Genomic DNA, 14254 nt, shown 5'->3' with positions numbered 1-14254 from the left:
GCCCCGGATGCCCGGTGCCCCGGGTCGTCGTCAGGACGCCTTGCGCTGCCGCCGGATCGGTTCCCCCACCCGATGCATATGGGTGAGGGCCTCGCGGTAGGACCGGATGAGCCCGGTCTCGTGGTACGGCACACCGATCTCGGCGCAGTACTGGCGGACGATGACCTGGGCCCGGCGCAGATGGGGCGTGGGCATGCTCGGGAACAGATGGTGCTCGATCTGGTAGTTGAGCCCTCCGAGCATGACGTCGGTGAGCAGGCCACCGCGTACGTTGCGGGAGGTCAGCACCTGGCGGCGCAGGAAGTCGGGCCGGTCGTCACCGGTGAACGTGGGCATGCCCTTGTGGTTCGGTGCGAAGGTGCAGCCGAGGTAGACACCGAAGAGACACTGGTGCACGGCGAGGAACGCCACCGCCTTGCCGGGGGAGAGCACCAGGAACAGCGCGGACACATAGGCCCCGAGGTGCAGGCCCAGCAGAAGGCCCTCCAGCAGCCGCTTCTTCATCGACGGCGAGCGCAGTGCCCGGACACTGGAGACGTGCAGGTTGAACCCCTCCAGCGTCAGCAGCGGGAAGAACAGCAACGCCTGGTGGCCTCCGATGAGCCGGGCCAGTCCCCGGCTCGTGCGGGCCTGTTCGGTGGACCACACCAGGATGTCCGGGGAGACATCGGGGTCGAGTTCCTCGTGGTTGGGGTTGGCGTGATGGCGGGTGTGCTTGTTCATCCACCAGCCGTAGCTCATGCCGATCGCCAGATTGCCGAACAGCCGCCCCCACAGCTCACTCCTGCGGGCACTGCCGAAGACCTGACGGTGCGCCACGTCATGGGCGATCAGGGCGATCTGACCGAACAGCAACGCCATGAAGGCCGCCACGGCCAGCTGCCACCAGGTGTCGCCGAGCGCGAAGAAGGCCGCCCAGCCCGCCGCCAGCAGCGCGATCACCAGACCGAGCCGCGCCGTGTAGTAGCCGGGGCGCCGTTCCAGCAGACCCGCCTCGGCGATACGACGGGACAGCCGGGCGAAGTCGCTGCCGGCTCCGGAGCCGGACGTACGGGAGCGGGCGGCCGGCAGCGTGGCCGGGACGGAGGTGTCGGTGGAAATCGTCATGCCGACGAGTCTCGGGACGGCGGTCCGGCCGTAACAGCCTGCCAGTTACCCGGCCGGACCGGGGGTTGTCCCTAGGCCGCCCAGGGTGTTCGCACCACCGCATGCGCCCTGAGCTGAGCAGTTGTCCGAGGTGCGGGGGAGTCACCGGCTACGGGCCGCCTGCCGCAGACGGTCACGCACGCGCAGGACGTCCGGGTTGGTGTCGGCGCCGGGGCGCTGGACCAGGAAGAGGGTGTTCAGCGGCGGCTCCTCCGGGTCGTGCGGCAGGGGGTCAGGCGGCCGGAGTCCAGGTGGTCCTGGCACAGTGAGCGGGGCAGCACGCTGTAGCCGGCGCCCGCGGTGATCGCGGAGAGCACGGCGTACAGGTTGGGCACGGTCACGGCCGCGCGGGCGGTGAGCTGCTTGCCGAAGACAGCCCGCCAGTAGCGCCGGACGATCGGCAGATCCTCGGCGTACGTCACCATCGGCACGTCCCGCAGCGCGGCGCACACATCGGCGGACCCGGCGCCGCGCTCCGCCCAGGCGGGGCTCGCGACCAGCACGTACTCCTCGTCGGCGAGCGGCACGGACACAAGGCCCCGGCCGCGCGGCCGCCGAGTGGCGATCACCAGGTCGTGCCGGCCCGCCCGCATCTCCTCCAGCAGCGGCTCGGGCAGCCCCTGCGCAACCCGCAGCTCGACCCCGTCGGCGACGAGCGGGACGAGTGCGGGCAGTACCCGTACGCACAACAGCGCCGACGGTCCGGTCAGATGCACGGGCGCCGCCGCCCGGCCGGGCTCCTCCAGCGCGGCGAGCTCGTCCAGCGGGCCGGCGATCCGGGCGCTCAGCTCGTGCGCGTAGGGGGTGGGCTCCACCCCGCGCGGCAGCCGGGTGAACAGCTCCCGCCCGGTCCGCTGCTCCAGGGTGCGGATCCGAGCGGTCACGGTCGGCTGGGACAGCCCCAGCCGCGGTGCCGCCGCCGTGAACGACCCGGAGCGGTACACGGCCAGGAACGTGTGCAGCAGGTTCAGATCCATGGCAGCCGGCGTAGCCACCGCACCTATCGGTGGTCCGATATCAGAGATCCGCTTTCCTATTGGTGTCCGGATGGGTGTGCTGCCTACGGTCGAGAACGCCGGCAGAGGCCGGCAGGGCGGCAACGCCCCCGACAAAGCCGAGAAAAGGCACGCCCATGACCGTGCAGAACGCGATCGACTGGCCCGAGAAGTACCTGCCCGGCACCGGCGACGACTTCGTCTCCAACGGCGACGGCCCCGAGCTGACGGACGGCACCGTCTTCCGGTTCGGCACGTTCGGCTTCCCGTCGCTGGACGCGCACGTGGTGGCGTTCCAGGCGCCGGCCCGGGGCGTTCCCGGCCGGCTGTCCTGGACGGCCCGGCAGGACGGAACCCCCGAGGAACAGCTCGATGTGCTGCACGCCTGGCTCGTGGAGGACCTGCCCGGCGGCCGCGTCCGCATCCTGACCCAGGAGACACAGATCGGGCAGCCCGCCGCCGCACTGGCCAAGGAACTGCCCACCCCGATGCTCAACGGCCATCAGGCATGGCTGGACGGCCTGGCCCGCGCCGCCTCCGGTCTCCTCGGTGCCTGAGGGGGGATGTGCCTGGAGGAGATGACCCGCTCGCTCACCAGGCGCCGTCGAGCAAGCGCGCCACCGCCTCCACCTCCGGTGTGCGCGGGTTGGGATAGGGCTGGGCCACGACCCGCTCGGCGACGGCCCGCAGCCCCTCCCGCGGCACGCCCAGGGCCTTGAGCGTGGTCGGGCCCGTGTGGCTGCAGGCCAGGCCGCCGATGACCGTCACCGGGTCGCCGCCGGTGATCCGCTCCAGCCGGGCGGCGGCCTTCGGCGCGGCGGGCAGGTTGAAGGCGAGGACATGCGGCAGCAGCAGGGCGTGGAGCTCGGCGTGCGGCAGGTCGAAGGTGCCGCCGAGGGCGTGGGCCAGCTGGTGGTGCAGGCCCATCCGGGTCTGGGCCAGACAGAGCCCGGCCAGCCAGGCGCACTGCTGGAGCCGCTCGCGCCCGGCGAGGTCTCCGGGACGCGCGAGCACCTCGGGCAGGGCGGCGAGGATGCCGTCGGCGGCCTCGGTCGCCAAGGCGTCGCTCGCGGCGGTCGCGTTCGGCGCCCAGAGGGCCTCGACCGCGTGGGCCAGGGCGTTGAGCGCGCTGGTCAGGGTGAGCCCGGCCGGCATACCGAGAGTCAGTTCCGGGTCGTAGACGACCGTACCGGGCGCGATGACGGGGTCTCGGCGGGTCGTCTTCACCCCGTCCTTGGTCTCGCCCAGGACCGGGGTCACCTCCGAACCCGCGTAGGTGGTGGGGACCGCGATCTGGGGCAGGCCGGTGCGCACCGACAGCGCTTTGCCGAGGCCGATCGCCGAGCCGCCGCCGAGAGCCACCACACTGTCGGCGTCCGCCGCGCGCAGCAGCTTCAGCGCCTCCTCGGTCACGGCGACCGGCGTGTGCACCGCGGGCCGGTCGAAACGCACCGCCAGACGGGGACCGAGCGCCCGGACCAGGTCGTCGGCGGCGGCGCGGGCCGAGCCCGACGCGACGAGCAACACCCGGCCCGAGCCGAGCCGTTCGGTCTCCTCGGGGACGGAGTGCCGGGCGCCGGCGCCCAGGAGGACCCGGCAGGGCAGAGTCTCGTGGACGGTGATGCGTCCGCTGCCGCGCTCGGACATGGTCGAACCTCCAGTGGATCTGAACAGAACTGATGCCGAGTCGGCTCAGCGGAGACAGCGAGACGTCACGGCTGGGTGTCGCGCCGGACGACGACCGGGAAGTCGACGTGGCGGAAGGGGTTGGGCAGCCCGTGCTCGGCGGCCCGGACGGGGTCGTCGACCGGGGCGAAGGCGCGGATCAGGCTCTCCTTGACACCGAAGACGGTGTCGGAGTCCAGATACGGCGAGTCGTCGACGAAGATGTGGGTGGTCAGGGTGCGCACACCGGGCGCGGACACCTCGACGTGGATGTGCGCGGCGCGGTAGGAGTGGCGCCCGGTGGCCTTGAGCAGCGTGCCCACCGGTCCGTCGACGGGGACGGGGTAGTAGCGCGGCACGATGGTCCGGAACCAGAACCGGCCGTCCTCGTCGGCGGTGAACAGACCGCGCAGATTGCGCTCCGGGACCTCGCCGGGCCGTTGCACGTCGTAGAAGCCCTCGGCGTCGGCCTGCCACACGTCGATGCCCGCGCCCGCCACGGGCCGGCCGTCGGTGTCCGTGACCCGGCCGGTGACCAGGCACGGCTCACCGCTCAGCCCGGCCTCGTCGATGGTGTCGCCGAGGGCACGCGGCGGCGAGTCGACCATGTGGAAGGGCCCCTCCACGGTCGACTCGGTGACCGGGCCGTCGGCCGGATGGTTCACGGCATCCACCAGCATCGACACCCCCAGCACGTCGGACAGCAGGATGAACTCCTGCCGGGTGTCGTCGCACTTCTGCCCGGTCTCGGTGAGGAAGCGGATGCCCGCGGCCCACTCCTCGACGGTGAGTCCGACCTCCTTGACGAACTCGTGGGTGTGCCGCACCAGAGAGGTGAGGATCTCCCTCAGACGTTCGTCCGTCGTGCCGGCGAGACTCGCGGCGACGATCTCCGCCGACCGCTCCGCCTCGAACCGCCCCGACGACGGGGCCGTGCCCGCTTCCTGGATGTCTTCGGTCATCTCTCGGCTTCCCGGCCGACCGCGACGCGCCGGCGCCACAGCCGGCCTGATGGTGGGGGTACGGCAGGACCGGCGTTGATCAGTATGGGACGCCGGGTCCGGGAGGAGAAGGACGGGTGCCGAAGCCGGCGCAGGAGCGAGGTGACGGCTCAGTACGGCGTGACCAGCCCCGCCTCGTACGCGGTGATCACGAGCTGTACCCGGTCCCGGGCGCCCAGTTTGGTGATCAGGCGGGAGACATGGGACTTGGCGGTGGCCACCGTGATGAAGAGGTCCTCCGCGATCTCGGTGTTGGAGCGGCCGCGCCCGATCAGCGTCAGCACCTCCCGCTCCCGCTCGGTGATGCCGTCGAGGGCGCGCGCGGGGCGCTGCGCGGCGGCCGTGGGGCGGCCGGCGAAGTCCGCTATCAGCCGCCGGGTCACGCCCGGTGCGATCAAAGCGTCCCCGGAGGCGACGACACGTATCGCGGCGAGGATGTCGTCCAGTGCCATGTCCTTGACGACGAAGCCGCTGGCGCCCGCCCGCAACGCGCCGTACACGTGGTCGTCCTCGTCGAAGGTGGTCAGGATGAGGACCCGGGCCGCTGCCGGGCCGGCCGTGATCCGGCGGGTGGCCTCGATGCCGTCCGTGCCGGGCATCCTGATGTCCATCACCACGATGTCGGGATCGACGTCCTCGACCAGCCGCACGGCCTCGTCGCCGGTCGCCGCCTCGCCGACGACCTGGAGGTCCGGCTGATCGGCCATGAGGACGCGCAGCCCGGACCGCACCAGCGGCTGGTCGTCGGCGAGCACGACCCGGATGGTCATCGGGCCTCCGCCCCGGCCGGGGCGGTCTCCGGCAGCGGCAGCCGCGCCACCACCCGGAAGCCGCCCTCGGGACGCGGCCCGGCACTGAGCCGGCCCCGCAGCAGCCCCACCCGCTCCCGCATGCCGATGATGCCGAAGCCATGGCCCGAGCCGGTCTCGGCGGCGCCGCACCCGTCGTCGACGACCTCCACCGTCAGCTCCTCGTCCCCGTAGTCGACGCCCACCCGGCAGTGCCCGGTGCCCGCGTGGCGGACCACATTGGTCAACGCCTCCTGCACGATACGGTAGGCGGCCAGTTCGAGGTCGCCCGGCAAGGTCCGCTGCTCCCCGCTGATGCGCACCTCCACCCGTACCCCCGCGTCCGCGGTCGTCGCCGCAAGCCGTTCGAGATCCCCGAGACATGGCGCGGGCGCGAGCGCCTCCCGCTCCCCGGCCGCCGTCGCGAGGTCGGCCTGACGCAGCGCCACCAGCGTGCGCCGAAGACCGGACAGGGTCTGTCTGCTGGTCGTCTCGATGGCCCGCAGAGCCTCGCGCGCCTCGTCCGGCTGGGTGTCGATGACCCGGCCGGCCACCCCGGCCTGGATGGTCACGATACCGATGCTGTGCGCGATCATGTCGTGCAACTCCCGTGCGATCCGCAGCCGTTCGGCTGTGACGGCCTCCGCCACCTCCTGGGCGCGCAGCGCCACCTCGTGCTCGCGTCGCTCACGCAGCAGCAGCCCGACCATGCCGGACGCGACCAGCGCCAGAAGTCCGATCACACCGTTGAGAATCAGGTAGTCGCCGTGCGAGAAGGCGCCGATGACCAGCAGTTGCACGGTGAACGCCACCGCCACGGCGGCCACGCAGACCCGCCGTGTCCGGGTGGCCACGATGTACCCCACGACGAGATCCACCGCCAGGAACGACAGGAACGCAGCCTGGTACGCCAGCGTCAGCACCGCGTTGGAGGGGTGGTGCGGGAGGACCACTACGGCGGTGGCCCCGGCCAGCGTCAGGGCCAGCGCCGTCAGCGGCCGGCGCCGTACCACACCGGCCAGCAGACTCACCGCCAGCAGCGAGCCGACGGCGTGCAGGACACCCCCGGCCCGGGGCGCCCCCGTCAGCAGGACCAGCACCAGCAAGACGTACAGCACGCCGCACACCCAGTCCGTGAGCGTCGTTCTCCTCATCACCGGTGTCTCCTTCCCAGAACGAGGTCGCCACGGGGCGTGGTCGGTGTGGTGATCATGCTGGGAGACTAGCCAGAAGGCATCCGTCCGGCATCGGTCCGGGGACGTACACCCGTGGGCGAACCCGGCCGCCCGCATTGCCGTCCGCGGCCCCATGCCGGGGCGGGGGATCGCCCGGCACGGTGGTCCCGTGATCGAAATCAGCGAACTCACCAAGCGCTACGGCGACAAGACAGCCGTCGACCAACTGTCCTTCACCGTGCGGCCGGGCCGGGTCACCGGCTTCCTCGGCCCCAACGGAGCCGGCAAGACCACCACCCTGCGGATGATCCTGGGCCTCGACACGCCCACGGGCGGCACCGCCACCGTCAGCGGCGTTCCCTTCCGCGGCCACCGGCGCGGACTGCGGCACGTGGGCGCCCTCCTGGACGCAGGCCACGTCCACGGCGGACGCACCGCGACGGCCCATCTGGCCGCCCTGGCACGCAGCAACGGCATCCCGCCGCGCCGGGTGAGGGAGGTGCTCGACGAAGTGGGGCTGACCGACGCGGCCCGGCGCCGTATCGGCGGCTTCTCGCTCGGCATGAAGCAGCGGCTCGGCATCGCCACCGCCCTGCTCGGCGACCCGCCGGTCCTGCTGTTCGACGAGCCGATCAACGGTATGGACCCGGAAGGCGTGTTGTGGGTACGACGGCTGTTCCGGCGCCTGGCCGCCGAAGGCCGTACCGTCTTCCTCTCCAGCCATCTGATGTCGGAGATGGAGAACACCGCGGACCAGCTCGTCGTCATCGGGCGGGGCCGGCTGATCGCGGCCGAGCCGCTGGCCGACTTCGCGGCTCGCGGCACCCGGCTGAGCGTGGTGGCCGGCAGCCCGCGAGCCGTCGAACTGGCGGCCGTACTCGCCGCGGCGGGCGCGTCGGTCGAGCCGCGGGGCCCGGCGGACGCCGGACGCATCGCCGTGACCGGGCTGCCGGCGGACCGGATCGGAGCGCTCGCCCTGGAGCACCGGATCCAGCTGACCGAGCTGACCACGCAGGCCGCCTCACTGGAAGAGGCCTTCATGGAACTGACCGCCGACAGCGCCGAATACCTGGCAGGACACCGCCGATGAACACGCTCACCTCCGCTCCCGCGCCCCGGTTCGTCACCGAACCCCCCGCCCGCTTCGGCGACTTGACCGCCTCGGAGTGGATCAAGCTGCGGTCCCTGCGCTCCACCTGGTGGACGATCGCCCTCGGCGCCCTCTTCGCCGTCGGATCGGCGGCGGTGGCCGCAGTGGCGGACTACCGCAACCTCGCGGGCTCCGCCACGAGCACGCAAGGGCCACCGGTCTTCCTGCCGTTCGACGCGTTTCCGCCGTCCGGCTACATGACGCTGATGCTCGTCGCCGGCAGCGTCGGCGCCATCACCGCCGTGAGCGAGTACAGCACCGGCCTGATCCGCACCACCACCGTGGCCGTTCCTGCCCGCGGCTCGGTCGTTCTGGCCAAGGCGACCGTCACCGCCGCACTGTGGACGGCCGTGGGTACGGCGGTCTCCCTCGCCTCCTTCTTCGTCGCACAGGCCATCCTGAACGGCCGGCACGCCGGAGTCGGGCTCACCCACCCCGGAGTGCCGCGCGCCCTGGCGGCATCCGTCCTGGTGATGCCCGTCTGCGCCCTGGTCGGCTTGGGACTGGGCGTCCTGATCCGGCACAGCGCCGCGACCATCACCGTGTGCGCCTTCACGCTGCTGATGCTGCCCACGGTCTTCTCCCCGAGGAGGCGGTGGTCCGCCGACATCCAGCACGCCATGGTCCTCACCGCCTGGCGGCGCCTGATCCAGAACTGGCAACCGCAGCCCGGCTCTCTCATGCTGACCGCCACCGTCCCCGGTTCGTGGGTCGTGTACGCGGTGTGGCCGCTGGTCGCGGTGGTACTCGCCGTACTGGTCGTCCGGCGCCGGGACGTCTGATCTCCCCGCGGCCGGCGCAGACCCCGAGTCCTACGTCCGGGGCGTGCCGTCCCAGCGCCAGGTCGTCAGCCGGGGGCGGCCGGGCAGTTCACCGCGTCCGGTCGCCCACAGCAGGGTGCGCCACGGGTCCATGGCGTCAGGGGCGTCGGGAAAGAGCCGGGCGAGCACCCGCGCGCACAGATCGGCGGGCGGGTGCCAGGCCAGCCGGAGTCCTTGCGCCAGGTCGTACGTGTGCACCAGGGTCTCCACGATGCCCATCGCGGCGAAGCCCTCGGGGTCGGAGATGCCGAAGACATGGTGGGCGCGGGTCTGCGCAGGCGTCGTACGCACCATGGCGACCAGCAGCGCACCGCTCGCCTCCAGCACCTGCAACAGGCCCGCGGGACCCGCCTCACGGTTCACGTGTATGACGTTCGCCGGGCCGCCCGGCCGCCGCCGCGCCCATACGAAGGGCACCTCGCCGTCCAACGGGGGTGTTCTGGGGCCCAGTTGGGCCGCGTAGGAGAAGAGGTCGTCACTGAGATGCTCGACGGTCTCCCAGCAGTCCCACTCCAGCGAACCGGCCATGCCGTCCCAGGCGTCAGGGGGTGCCTCCCGCAGGACCGCCACAGCGAGCCGCACGGCGAGGTCGAGATCGTCCGCGGTGACGGAGGACGGGGAGAAGCCGGTCTTGGCTGATCGGGACATGCCGGGACCGTACCGCGCCACCACGGGGCGCCGCCCGGCGTTTTGATCACGAGACACTCACGTCCGGCACACAACGGTCCGCGTAGTAGCTGGAGTTGACGTCGGGATTGCGCAAGGTCCCCCAGAAGCGGTCGTCCGGCATCGGCGGGATCGGCGGGTCGCCCAGGTCGGCGAGGAGTTCCGCGCGCCAGTCGACGCTCAGCCGGCTGCGTGTGATCGCGATCCCGTACACCGCCCGGTGGGGGGACGCGGACCAGATCGTCTCGGCCATCCGCTGCGCGGCCCATCTGCGCAGGTCGTCCCGCTGAGTGTCTGCCTGGGCGAGCACCGAGCGCAGCCGCAGGGCCAGCGGGCCGGCCGGATCGGCCGGCACGGACTCGTTCCGCTCCAGCGCGTCCAGGGCCGCACCGGTCTCGGGGTACTTGGCCGGCCCGGTCTCGGTGGCCAGTCTGCGCAGCTGTCTGCGCGCCGTCACGGCCAGGCGTTCCCGCGGCAGCATGGCGACCAGCGCACCGAGTTCCTCCAGACTGAGCAGGTAGCCGACCGGGAGCGGATCCGTGCCGCTTTCCGGCAGGTCCAGCGGCGGGAGGGGCTCCTTCGGTCCGGGAAGGGGGTCGTCGGCGCTGCCCCAGTCCGGCCGGGGCGCAAGCGCGGACCCCCAGATCAGCCGCCCGTTGAAGGCCGCCGCTCCGGCGTTCATGCCGCCTTCCAGCCGATCTGCCACCCCGGCGAGGTAGGCGCCCAACGAGTCGGCGTGCCCGAAGTCGGTTCCGGACTCGTCGAAGAAGCGGCCGATCGCACCGTAGGACGTCCGTCCCGGGCGGCAGTCGACGGTGAGACCGTCGGCGGTGACCCCGTACGAACCGATCTTGGCGTAGCCCTGGTGCCAGTAAGAGGCGGCCGCCTCCTCATCGAGGTCGGCGGCGAAGCCGCGCATGTCGACGGTCATGCCGGCGATCTCCCGCAGACCGAGCAGCCGGTCGTGCGTCGGGAACCGGAACGCCTCCCGGTCGCCCGTGGCCCCGTCGTGCCGGCGCAGCGACGCGCGCAGGTCCGGCGGGGAGGCGAGGCCCAGCTCGGCTTCGGCCGCGCGTATGTCCTCCTCCGCCGCGGGCGCGCGCAGCGAGGCGAGGGTCCGGGGTGCATGCCGATCCAGCCAACTGTCGATGCGATCCCATGAGTTCTCGACCAGCTCAGTGCTCATAGGGCCGACGGTAGCGGCAGGCACTGACAACGGGCCGGCGGTCGTCGTCCCGCGGCCGTGCGGGAGGTGATCTGACGCACGTGACCTGAGTCCGCGCACGCCGGAGGGCCGTACGGCGACGTCCGGGTGATTCTGGGTGATCTCTTACCCTTGCTTACCGGCGTCTTCACGGTCGAGGCCGCCGCGGTGCGTACGGTTGCCGATGCGGGCGTTCGTCGGCTGTGGCGGCCCGCCACCAGGTGTGCTCCGCCGGGTGCGAACGGGTGTGAGGGAGCGGACGGATGACTGCCGGTCGTCGCGCGGTGCTCGGTGTCCTGGCGGGCGGTCTGCTCGCCGGCTGCGCGGGCCAGAAGAAGGACACGGACACCTCCGCGGCCTCCTCCGGCCCGCAGGGGACCGGCCCCGCCCCCGCCCCGCAGGCCTCCGGCGCCACCCCCTCGACGACATCGGCCGCGACCCGGCCCACCGTCACCCGCGCCCAGGTCGTGGCCCGCTACGGGCACAGCGTGCCGCACACCTGGGGCTTCGACGCCCCCGGCGTGGTGCACTCCCTGCCGGCCACGAAGAAGGAGATCGCGCTCACCTTCGACGCCTGCGGCGGCCCGGGCGGCAACGGCTTCGACCGCGAGCTGATCGACTTCCTGCGCACCCGGCACGTCCCGGCGACACTGTTCATCAACTCCCGCTGGATCGACGCCAACCCGGCCGAGTTCCACCGCCTGGCCGCCGAGCCGCAGTTCGAGATCGCCAACCACGGCACCCGGCACCGCCCGCTGTCGGTCACGGGCCGCTCCGCGTACGGCATCCCCGGCACCCGCAGCGCCGGCGAGGTGTACGACGAGATCGCCGGGAACCGGGCCAAGCTGACCCGGCTGCTCGGCGCCCCGCCCCGCTGGTTCCGGTCCGGCACCGCGTACTGCGACGACGTCGCGGCACGCATCGTCCAGGACCTCGGGGAACGCTTCGTCAGCTTCTCCGTCAACGGCGACGGCGGCGCCACCTTCACCCACGGGCAGGTGCACGAGACCGTCGCGGCCGCGCCGGGCGGTTCCATCGTCATCTGCCACATGAACCACCCCGAAGGCGGCACGGCCCAGGGCATCGCCAGCGCCGTCCCGCACCTGCTGGCCACCGGCCACCGCTTCGTCCGCCTTTCGGACGCGCTCCACGCCTGACACGGGTCCTCACCCGAATCCGCGCACAAACCTGCACCTCAGCACTCGTCACCGGGCCTCCGCGGGATCACAATGTCTCCCACAGACGGACCGGGCACGGGAGGCGTCGTCATGAGCACTGAAGCAGAGCCGAGGGTGTCAGGCCTTGAGATCCGGTCCATCGACTACGTCCCCCTGGACGAGCGGCACGGCAAGCTCTGGCATCTGGGCCCGCTGTGGTTCATGTCCAACGCCCAGATCGCCACCCTGGCCGTGGGGCTGATCAGCATCACCTCCGGCGGGAACCTGATCTGGTCGCTGCTGGCCATCGTCGCCGGCACCGTCATCGGCACGTTCTTCATGGCCTTCCACTCGGCACAGGGCCCGCAGCTGGGCCTGCCGCAGATGATCCAGTCACGCCCTCAGTTCGGCTACGTCGGCGCGCTGCTCGTCTGGCTCTTCGCGTATGTGCAGTACGCCGGGTTCAACGTCTTCAACAGCATCCTCGCCGCCGACTCCCTGCACACCACCCTGCACGGCAGCGTGAAGCTGTGGGTCGTCGTGGTCACCGTGGTCGCGCTCGTCATCGCACTGGTCGGCTACGACATCATCCACAAGGCCGAGCGGATCCTGACGTACACCTTCCTGGTGATCTTCGGGATCTTCACCGTGGGTGTCCTGGTCACCCTGCACTATCCGGCGGGCTCCTTCGACCTCGGCGCCTTCAAGTGGACGCCGTTCCTGGCCCAGTTCGGCGTCGTCGCCGGCTACCAGATCAGCTGGGCCATCTACGTCTCCGACTACTCGCGCTACCTCCCGCCGGACGTCACGGTCCGCAAGACCTTCTACTGGACGTACTTCGGCTCCGCGCTTGGTGGCATCTGGCTGATGGTGCTCGGCTCGCTGCTGGCCGCCTGGGCGGGCAAGGACTTCGACACGATCAAGTCGATCAACGCGGCGGGCGACAAGGTGTTCAGCGGCTTCGGCGCGATCGTCCTGCTCTTCGCCGCGCTGGGCCTGGTGTCCGTCACCGCTCTGAACATGTACGGCGGTTCGCTGACCCTCATCAGCGGCATCGACTCGTTCAAACGGGTACGGCCGACGCTGGGCGTTCGCCTGCTGACCATCGGCCTGACCGCGGCCCTCTCCCTGGTCGGCGCCCTGGCCGCGACCGCCAACTTCCTTGAGAACTTCAATAACTTCCTGCTGCTCGTTCTCTACCTCTTCATCCCGTGGACCGCGGTGAACCTCATGGACTACTACGTCGTCCGCCGTGGCCACTACGCCATCGCCGAGATCTTCAACCCCCGTGGCATCTACGGACGTTGGGGCTGGCACGGCATCATCGCCTACCTGGTCGGCTTCGCCGTCATGATCCCCTTCTTCTCCGTCGGCACCCTGTATGTCGGCCCCGCGGCGAAGGCCCTCGACGGCGCCGACATATCCCTGTTCATCGGCCTGCCGGTCGCCGCCCTGCTGTACTGGTGGCTGACTCGCTCCATCGACGTGGCCGCCGAGACACGCGTGGCCGAGGAGGAGGCGGCGGCCCTGGAGGAGGCGGCCCACGAACACCGCGAGCCCTGAAGAGCGGTCCCTTTGCCTGGCCGGGACATGCCTAACGTGTGGGGCAAACGGGTACGTTTCGTACAGATGGACAGACGTAGGCGACACATGAGTGCCGTCAGCCCGCCTCGGGGGTTCTGACCAGCACGTTCGTGGGCTAGCCAAGCGTCGGCTGCTGGTCCGGCTCTGCTCGAAGGGATGCCGGTCATGAACGAGGACACGAGGAGCCTGCACCCGGAGCGGCCACCGGCGGAAGATCCGCTCCCGGCGGTCAGGGGCGACCCGGCCCCGCTGGGCCTGGCCGGCTTCGCCTTCACCACCCTGCTGCTCTCGATCGTCAACACCAACCTGCTGAAGGAGGCCGGCGCCATCGTGCCGGTCCTGGGGCTGGCCGCGTTCTACGGCGGCCTCGCCCAGTTCGTCGCCGGCCTCTTCGAATTCCGCCGCGGCAACACGTTCGGTGCGACGGCGCTCGTCTCGTACGCCGCTTTCTGGCTGTCGTACTGGTGGATCGCGCAGCGTCTGGCATTCGCCGGTGATGTGCACAACGCGCTCGGCCTGTTCCTGCTCGGGTGGTGCATCTTCACCGCGTACATGGCCGTCGCCGCGTTCCGGGTCAGTCTCGCCGTGCTGATGGTGTTGGTCCTGCTCGCGCTGACCTACCTCTTCCTGGCCATCGGAGCGTTCCAGACCGGGGCGCAGCCGCACGCCATGACCCAGGTGGGCGGATGGTTCGGCATCGCCACGGGGCTCGTCGCCTGGTACGCCTCGGCTGCGGGCGTCATCAACGAGACACATGGCCGTACGGTCCTGCCCGTCGGTCTTCGCCGGCCCGGCCAGGCCCCGGCACGCGTGCCGAGCGTCCCGCCCGAGGCATGACCGACGGGACAGCGCGTCGCCACGAGGTGTCACGACGGCAGCCCGGTTCCCGAGGGGAGGGCTAC

The 14254-nt window shown here is 71.4% G+C and carries 13 protein-coding genes and 1 pseudogene; 6 read left to right on the top strand and 8 right to left on the bottom strand.

Going from position 1 to position 14254, the window contains the following annotated elements:
* Positions 1–30: 30 nt before the first annotated feature.
* A complete protein-coding gene (locus O1G22_RS03710; RefSeq protein ID WP_270079952.1) occupies positions 31–1107 on the bottom strand; it encodes a fatty acid desaturase family protein in 1077 nt (358 codons plus the stop codon).
* Between the two features lie 141 nt (positions 1108–1248).
* Positions 1249–2123 (bottom strand): annotated as a pseudogene (locus O1G22_RS03705) (LysR family transcriptional regulator).
* 155 nt (positions 2124–2278) lie between these two features.
* Between O1G22_RS03705 and O1G22_RS03700 the strand changes: the two are divergent.
* On the top strand, positions 2279–2698 hold the full coding sequence (locus tag O1G22_RS03700; RefSeq protein ID WP_270079951.1) for an SRPBCC family protein: 420 nt from the start codon (positions 2279–2281) through the stop codon (positions 2696–2698).
* Positions 2699–2732: 34 nt separating this feature from the next.
* On the opposite strand, the gene O1G22_RS03695 is transcribed toward O1G22_RS03700, so the two are convergent.
* The 4 genes from O1G22_RS03695 to O1G22_RS03680 all read right to left on the bottom strand — a co-directional run bounded on the left by O1G22_RS03695 (position 2733) and on the right by O1G22_RS03680 (position 6749).
* Positions 2733–3788 carry a maleylacetate reductase gene (locus tag O1G22_RS03695; RefSeq protein ID WP_270079950.1) on the bottom strand — a complete coding sequence of 352 codons (1056 nt, stop codon included), beginning with the start codon at positions 3786–3788 and terminating at the stop codon, positions 2733–2735.
* 65 nt (positions 3789–3853) lie between these two features.
* The gene (locus O1G22_RS03690; RefSeq protein ID WP_270079949.1) at positions 3854–4768 is read right to left on the bottom strand and encodes a dioxygenase family protein; all 915 of its coding nucleotides are present in this window, start codon (positions 4766–4768) and stop codon (positions 3854–3856) included.
* Positions 4769–4917: 149 nt separating this feature from the next.
* Positions 4918–5577 carry a response regulator gene (locus O1G22_RS03685; RefSeq protein WP_270079948.1) on the bottom strand — a complete coding sequence of 220 codons (660 nt, stop codon included), beginning with the start codon at positions 5575–5577 and terminating at the stop codon, positions 4918–4920.
* The gene (locus tag O1G22_RS03680) at positions 5574–6749 is read right to left on the bottom strand and encodes a sensor histidine kinase (RefSeq protein ID WP_270079947.1); all 1176 of its coding nucleotides are present in this window, start codon (positions 6747–6749) and stop codon (positions 5574–5576) included. The genes O1G22_RS03685 and O1G22_RS03680 overlap by 4 nt, the downstream gene beginning before the upstream one ends.
* A gap of 190 nt (positions 6750–6939) precedes the next feature.
* Here O1G22_RS03680 and O1G22_RS03675 point away from each other — a divergent pair, with 190 nt between their 5' ends.
* The gene (locus O1G22_RS03675; protein WP_270079946.1) at positions 6940–7860 is read left to right on the top strand and encodes an ABC transporter ATP-binding protein; all 921 of its coding nucleotides are present in this window, start codon (positions 6940–6942) and stop codon (positions 7858–7860) included.
* Positions 7857–8702 carry an ABC transporter permease gene (locus tag O1G22_RS03670; protein ID WP_270079945.1) on the top strand — a complete coding sequence of 282 codons (846 nt, stop codon included), beginning with the start codon at positions 7857–7859 and terminating at the stop codon, positions 8700–8702. The genes O1G22_RS03675 and O1G22_RS03670 overlap by 4 nt, the downstream gene beginning before the upstream one ends.
* 30 nt (positions 8703–8732) lie before the next feature.
* On the opposite strand, the gene O1G22_RS03665 is transcribed toward O1G22_RS03670, so the two are convergent.
* Together O1G22_RS03665 and O1G22_RS03660 are read right to left on the bottom strand one after the other, a co-directional pair.
* A complete protein-coding gene (locus O1G22_RS03665; RefSeq protein ID WP_270079944.1) occupies positions 8733–9389 on the bottom strand; it encodes a hypothetical protein in 657 nt (218 codons plus the stop codon).
* A 46-nt stretch (positions 9390–9435) separates the two neighbouring features.
* The gene (locus O1G22_RS03660) at positions 9436–10593 is read right to left on the bottom strand and encodes an SMI1/KNR4 family protein (RefSeq protein ID WP_270079943.1); all 1158 of its coding nucleotides are present in this window, start codon (positions 10591–10593) and stop codon (positions 9436–9438) included.
* A 281-nt stretch (positions 10594–10874) separates the two neighbouring features.
* Between O1G22_RS03660 and O1G22_RS03655 the strand changes: the two genes are divergently transcribed.
* From O1G22_RS03655 to O1G22_RS03645, 3 genes are all read left to right on the top strand, one after another.
* Complete coding sequence (locus tag O1G22_RS03655; protein WP_270079942.1) at positions 10875–11768, top strand: polysaccharide deacetylase family protein; 894 nt, start codon at positions 10875–10877, stop codon at positions 11766–11768.
* A 111-nt stretch (positions 11769–11879) separates the two neighbouring features.
* Positions 11880–13331 (top strand): purine-cytosine permease family protein, encoded by a 1452-nt coding sequence (locus tag O1G22_RS03650; RefSeq protein ID WP_270079941.1) that lies wholly within the window; start codon positions 11880–11882, stop codon positions 13329–13331.
* A gap of 186 nt (positions 13332–13517) precedes the next feature.
* Entirely contained in the window at positions 13518–14189 is a 672-nt protein-coding gene (locus O1G22_RS03645) for an acetate uptake transporter (RefSeq protein WP_270079940.1), read from the top strand.
* The last annotated feature ends 65 nt before the right edge of the window (positions 14190–14254 follow it).

Origin of the sequence: Streptomyces camelliae (assembly GCF_027625935.1) — a bacterium.
GTDB classification, from domain to species: domain Bacteria; phylum Actinomycetota; class Actinomycetes; order Streptomycetales; family Streptomycetaceae; genus Streptomyces; species Streptomyces camelliae.
The sequence above is the reverse complement of the archived record's forward strand: the minus strand, read 5'-3'. Positions and strand labels throughout refer to the sequence as shown.